7 protein-coding genes are annotated in these 5,795 nt (G+C 38.8%); 6 read left to right on the forward strand and 1 reads right to left on the reverse strand.

The genetic code is table 11. The annotated features are described in order from the left end of the window. Positions 1–455 precede the first annotated feature (455 nt). Positions 456–713, reverse strand: a complete 258-nt coding sequence (locus R7127_RS25685) for a helix-turn-helix domain-containing protein (RefSeq protein WP_025573866.1) — start codon at positions 711–713, stop codon at positions 456–458. A 555-nt stretch (positions 714–1,268) separates the two neighbouring features. On the opposite strand from R7127_RS25685, the gene R7127_RS25690 reads away from it, so the two are divergent. The 6 genes from R7127_RS25690 (at position 1,269) to R7127_RS25715 (ending at position 5,588) form a co-directional block, all read left to right on the forward strand. Beyond that, entirely contained in the window at positions 1,269–2,234 is a 966-nt protein-coding gene (locus tag R7127_RS25690; RefSeq protein ID WP_025590932.1) for a hypothetical protein, read from the forward strand. Positions 2,235–2,654: 420 nt separating this feature from the next. Next, positions 2,655–3,161, forward strand: a complete 507-nt coding sequence (locus R7127_RS25695; protein ID WP_213896142.1) for a hypothetical protein — start codon at positions 2,655–2,657, stop codon at positions 3,159–3,161. Between the two features lie 102 nt (positions 3,162–3,263). Next, positions 3,264–3,605 carry a hypothetical protein gene (locus R7127_RS25700; protein ID WP_140279556.1) on the forward strand — a complete coding sequence of 114 codons (342 nt, stop codon included), beginning with the start codon at positions 3,264–3,266 and terminating at the stop codon, positions 3,603–3,605. After that, positions 3,602–4,345: an N-6 DNA methylase gene (locus tag R7127_RS25705; protein ID WP_104975200.1), complete on the forward strand. Its 744-nt coding sequence runs from the start codon at positions 3,602–3,604 to the stop codon at positions 4,343–4,345. The genes R7127_RS25700 and R7127_RS25705 overlap by 4 nt, the downstream gene beginning before the upstream one ends. A gap of 12 nt (positions 4,346–4,357) precedes the next feature. Further along, complete coding sequence (locus R7127_RS25710; protein ID WP_025590940.1) at positions 4,358–4,747, forward strand: hypothetical protein; 390 nt, start codon at positions 4,358–4,360, stop codon at positions 4,745–4,747. Next, positions 4,740–5,588 (forward strand): hypothetical protein, encoded by an 849-nt coding sequence (locus tag R7127_RS25715; RefSeq protein ID WP_104975199.1) that lies wholly within the window; start codon positions 4,740–4,742, stop codon positions 5,586–5,588. Before R7127_RS25710 ends, R7127_RS25715 begins: the two co-directional genes overlap by 8 nt. Positions 5,589–5,795: the final 207 nt, after the last annotated feature.

A 5,795-nucleotide genomic window follows, 5' to 3' on the forward strand; every position in this document is an offset into this window, starting at 1 on the left:
TTAATATATTTAATAATCTTAATATAATTTCTTTTTTAATATAAAGTCGCTGACCAGCCAGCCGACTCGCCACACTTTAAAAACAGCCCTTTTCATTCTCCTTTTGTCTTGAAGCCCAGTGCAAGCCTTGACCGTTCATCGTCATCCAAACTCTGCGAACAAGTTCGCCATTCTGGTAAAACTAAATAATTGCAAAGAGATACACCACTGCCAAGCCTAACAAACTCAGAACATGCCCCAAAGGGGCGGATTTGCTCTGGAGATTAGAGCGATTGACCAGATTTGAGGAAAATAAGCGTAGTCCACGCCTAAAGAACTACGAAAGTGTCTCTCAACCATCGTTAATTTTGGTTTTTAGCCCGTCTCTCTGGTTTGGTAAGCCAATACACCTTTAAATCGAGATCGTGGCAATACAGGCTAATTTTGAGCGATAGGAATTAAGAAATCGAAAAGTGTCAGTCAATCCAAAGCTTACGCCCACGAATAGCGTTTATCTTTGAGCGATAAGTGCCACGGTTCATCCCCAATAGTCTTGATGCTTTCGCTTGATTACCACGAGTGTGAATAAGCGTCTGTTCTACTACCTCATCACTAACCATTTGCATCACCCAAGACATATCGGGCGTTGCATGTCGATCTTGGCGTGTTGGTTCAAGCTCGGCTTTAACGGACGCAATAATCAATTTCTTATCAAAAATGGTAGGGGTAGACACAATAACTCTCTGGTTGGTAAAAAGGGGCACGGATTATGATAGATCGAACCTCCATTGTCCAACGGTCTGCCTAAGATAAATCAACAAAAAACCACCTGGACTATCCACCTGTTACACTGGTGAGCTGGTAAAACTCCCTACCCCCTAAAAAGGGCGTATCCAAAACCGCTAAAATCACAAAACATTCAAACCAAAAGATCAAAAGCTATTGCAAGACAAGGGTTTATACTCCTATCCACTGCGTGGGCGTATCGTATCAAACCTAATCAACTGTCCCAGTTGACTCCTTACCAGTCGTGAGAGAAGTGCTATTGCAATATCTGAAAAGTGCGATACAACATAGAGATAAGCACAGGAAAAGGAGACGCTATGACGACACAAATCAAACACACAAATACACTGTTAAACCGTTCTATCAGACACTCAAACCCAGAAATTATTCTTCTCTCAATAGCCCCGAAGTGGACAAATAACCCCATCACTTTCACGCCCCACTCAAAAGAATCGTTATCAAAACTGATAACTTTTAAAAACTCGATTGGGGAGAATTAATTAATGAGCAAAAAATTCTTTCATTACTCAACCAATAAGGAGGTCGAACAATATCTATCAGAATTGACGTTGAAATGCGGATTTAGGCACAAAACCCTACTAATCAATGCAATATTCAATGGCGAAGTGTTAACGGTTCAAAGCGGTGATTTAACCCTCCACAACAACCAATCAGCGTTGTTTGCACCGAACGCACAGCAATTGCTGGATTTAGATACACAGTTACGAGTACTCCTGCCTGATACATACCCTGTTGATTTTGACATAAGCCAGTATCAGACAATCGAAGATAAAGTTGCAGCAGCAGAACAGCTCACTGTTAGAAATAAGCAGTTCTTACCAACGTATCTGCACATTCTGCAAGAGCTGCTACTGGTGTTTGATTTTGAGATAGCCCAACCACAGATCCAGCAATTAAGTGAAGATGATGAGTTTGTTAAAGCGCATCAAGAAAAGGTAAAAGCACTGGCTCAATCAAACAGTGCGAAGTCGAAAAGACGCATAAGCGTGAGCAATAAATTCAGATTTGAAAAGACAATGACTCAGTTCAGAACTAAGCCACTTAACAAAGCTCAAGAAGAAGCGCTATCGGTGGTTAATATCGCCAAATTGCAGCTAAAAGACATCGCTCTTTCAACGCCAGTCAAAACAACGCTATTACAAGATTTTGACCGAGCAAAGCAAAGGTTAACCGCAACCCAAACGTCACCCTCTCAACTTGATAAGCTGCTATTTTTATTGAGCAAGGCGAAGTTTCAGCGACTGACTATCACTGAACAAAACAAGAAAATCATTATGACACTGACAAAAGAATTAGCTGAGCTAAACCAGCACATCAAAGCATGTCATCAGGCTCAAAATGAAGCTGGCTTAAAGACAAAACAGAAGGTGATTGAGATCGTTGAATTAGAACAGCTTTTAAGACAAAGCGTTGTAAGAACAAGCTTTGCCATAGATGCGTTCATTTAGGTAATAATTCTTTAGTAGAGAGGCACTATCATTCAAGGTTATTTGTGAGTTGAACTTAATGGTTATGACCGTGATAAATAGAATAATTTGGCATCTTATTTAGACACAAAGACACTTTTTAAAATATAAATTAATGCATAATAAATTGACAGTAAACCAATAATAACAGCAACTTAACCTTGCCCTTTCTTTTTAAAATCACAACTTACAACCATTGTCAATAAAAATATATTGACATTTGCAAATTAATTCGTTATTATCGCCTTCTAAATTCGGAACAGAACAAAGTCAAAAAGGATAACTTTTACATTAACGTTTATAGATGGTCGGTGACATAGATTATATAAAACACAATTTACAAAGTATTTAATTAACCAATAGGAACTTTTGTTCTTTCCCTGCATTACAGGAGAAAGAAATATGCAAAACAAACAGTCAGAACAAACTCTCAAGTCTGTTACTTCTTCAATCAATGAAGAAGTCAAACAACTTAACTACACCTACCGCCCTATGAGCCGTGATCTGTTATTGAAGCAATTCAAGCCTTTTGACTACTCACACCCACTTCATAATGAAGCGTTTTCACAAGTTATTGCCTTATCAAGCCAAAACCAACTTGTCGATTTTACGCTTGGTATCATCAACAAAGCTTATACAGAGCACAGTGCAGCTGATACTTCTTTTTTTAAGCGTTACAAATCCGTTGTTCACGACTACTCAACCACTGAGCACACATACGCTCGAACGATTGTCGAAGGTTGTTCGGTCAAAGCACTTAAGCAATCCAATCCAACACTTTTTACAATGTTGGCACTCATTGTTAATCACTACTCAGCTCAATTCAAAGGTAAGCACAAAACGCTTTTGCTCGAAGCGAACATAATCTGCCTTGCGAATATCCTCGCGACATTCAACACAATAAGTTAAAACTGAAAATAGTTAGTTAACCCAAAATCGAACACATCTCACATGTATGCCTGAAACACGGTAGAGAGAAGTCATATCTAAAAATAACGTAAGGAGAAAATTATGACGAATAAACAATCAAAAACAGTAAACGAACTGTATCAAAGCGAAGAACTGGCACATGACTTTTACATGTCTTTGCACTTCATCGAAATGGTATTAGAGGACAATGTGTATCTACCATCAAAATTAGATCTCACTACATTGATTGCCATTACCGAAACAGTGAAGCATAGACAAAATCTAAGTTTAGATGAGATTTCGCAAATCCTTGCTTTTGCTCACTTCACTTACAACCTTTCAGAAGAGTTTCAAACTCAGATGATGGGACTGGCACTAAAAAAATGTGTCATCGATGTCTGTGCAAATATTTTAGATAAACAAACAGAAGGAGATAAACGATGAGAAAATTATTAAAAACCCTGCAAACCCAAGCCCAAACCTTAAACATCTCGGAGAAAAAGCTTTTCGAAGTATTTGTCGAGATGCAATATCAATACGTTAACGCTGGCGTTGTTTCAAATGATCTTTTTGAATATCAAGACGCCTGTACCAAGCTCACTACGGCTTATCTTAATGTTGTGAAGAAGAAACCGTTTCGTGATGTGCTTGGCGATGTAATGGCTGAAATTAATTTATTGAAAAACAGCGTAAAATCTAAACACTGTCAGCACTTCACACCTCCAGAAGTCGCTGATGCTCTCTCTCAAATGGTTCACGCTACTTCTAACAAACAAAATACTTTTAGTGATATTGCTTGTGGCTCTGGCGCTCTTATCCTCGCCACACTTAAAAATCACTTTATGTCAGGGAGTAACCAAGCTTTTGATATGGTATTGAACGACTTAGATGAGTTCATAGGGAAAGTGGCTGTCATTCAGATTGAATATACCAACCTAATCCATATCCAGAGCCAGTTTGAGATCTCATACATCATCTATAATCATGATGCTTTATTAGAGTATTCCCATTTTGCGACCAACGGTCTTACCACTCAGACCAAAGTTGTAGGTTGTTCTTCACCAACACTAATAACTAACGCTGCTATTCGAAAAGCCAGAGGTTCTGACGAAGCGAGCTTATCAGCAATGCTCCTACGTTCTTTAAATGCAACACAAGCATTGAACAAAGAATTAGTGGCTTAGGGAGGAATAATTATGTTGATAAAAGCAAAGCAAATTCAATCTATAACTAAGCACGACATTGCGCTTCACAGTGCTTTAATCGAAGGTCTTGACTATGTCTTTGAAGAGGTTCTGGACGAGAACGTCAAAGCGATGTGGTATAACTTTCGTGAGCTATTAACCTTTGAATGTGACATACAAACGTATCACTTCGATCTATTTGTCAATAACTTACAGTATTTACATTCAGTTATTGGTAGAGAATGGAGCGAGGACGATGCAGCGAGTTATCAGGCGCTTTTAAGTTTTGCAGTGAAGGAACTTCATCTATACAAGCACTGTATTTCATTCGGTGTAGAACTTGAGGCTGCTCGAACCTTGAATCAATGCGAAGCTCTTGTTAAGGAGGCTAATAATGATTAACAAACATACGGTAAACGCTTTACTCGGTGGCATTAAACACAGAAGAACGCTCTGGAATACGCTGTATTTTAGTCATTCTGACATAACGTATCTCTTTAACTTCAATAACGGTGAACTTCGTACCACTCATAATGAACTTGGATGGTTTAAATCTGTAGATAATGAGTTTATCACTAACAAAATGAGTGATGATTTTCTTAACGGTTGCACTCCTTCAACTTATCTCAACCAATTGTTCGACCTCAATCGTTCAATTGCAAAGCGAGGTAAACTGAAAGGTTTTGCCAAACTCAAAGAAGAGCAAGTCAAACAATTACTGGCTGAAGCAACGACTGATGACGTTGAAACCGAAATCTACAAACACGCTTTTGAGCTTCATCGTTCTATCAAAGAGTTAAACAGGTGCTGGTCGATACAGTCAGACAACAACGAGAGCTATGATGATGCACTTCAAGAAGAGCTTGAAATCCTTGTTGTCGAACTGGCTAAAACCATAGTAATGCCACTGATTGCCTCTAAACTGGATGATAAAGTGTTTGATGATTCTTCGTTCTACAATAAGAAACAGATTATGCTCGAACAAGTTCAAACCATCATCGAGCGTGAGAAGCACTTAATTAATGCTTTACGGTTACGCCAGAATATCGACCGTGATTACAACTACACAAAAAAATGCTTTAGGGAATGCTTAGATCTCTCTCTATGGCACGCTGACGACCTTGATCCAATCCTAAGCAGAAAGAACTGTTGGGATACCTTTTACGCTAACGAGTTTAAATCGATCTACCAAGAGTTAAAGCAGCAACGTCATGTTACATTAGAGGAAGTTCAGATTGGGTGATGGTAATAAGGTTTGTGGGGAGTGAAGTTGGAAAAAGAAGCACTACACAAGGGGAAAGTAGTGCTTCAGGCGATTCCCTTCGCATTGATTACGGCTCGTTGAGGCGAGCTACCTAATAACAACTGTAGTTAGCAATTTCGAGTAGATCAAAAAATTAACCAGATATTAAAAGTACAATAACTCAGGAATCGAGCTTAGCAGCCATCT

The sequence above is a fragment of the Vibrio sp. 1159 genome (assembly GCF_033340395.1).
In the GTDB taxonomy this organism is placed as follows: Bacteria; Pseudomonadota; Gammaproteobacteria; order Enterobacterales; family Vibrionaceae; genus Vibrio; species Vibrio alginolyticus.

Bases quoted from the DNA above. Each gene is read 5' to 3' on its own strand.
- R7127_RS25705 (WP_104975200.1), top strand. From the start codon at position 3,602: ATGAGAAAATTATTAAAAACCCTGCAAACCCAAGCCCAAACCTTAAAC.
- R7127_RS25690 (WP_025590932.1), top strand. From the start codon at position 1,269: ATGAGCAAAAAATTCTTTCATTACTCAACCAATAAGGAGGTCGAACAA.
- R7127_RS25695 (WP_213896142.1), top strand. From the start codon at position 2,655: ATGCAAAACAAACAGTCAGAACAAACTCTCAAGTCTGTTACTTCTTCA.
- R7127_RS25700 (WP_140279556.1), top strand. From the start codon at position 3,264: ATGACGAATAAACAATCAAAAACAGTAAACGAACTGTATCAAAGCGAA.
- R7127_RS25715 (WP_104975199.1), top strand. From the start codon at position 4,740: ATGATTAACAAACATACGGTAAACGCTTTACTCGGTGGCATTAAACAC.
- R7127_RS25710 (WP_025590940.1), top strand. From the start codon at position 4,358: ATGTTGATAAAAGCAAAGCAAATTCAATCTATAACTAAGCACGACATT.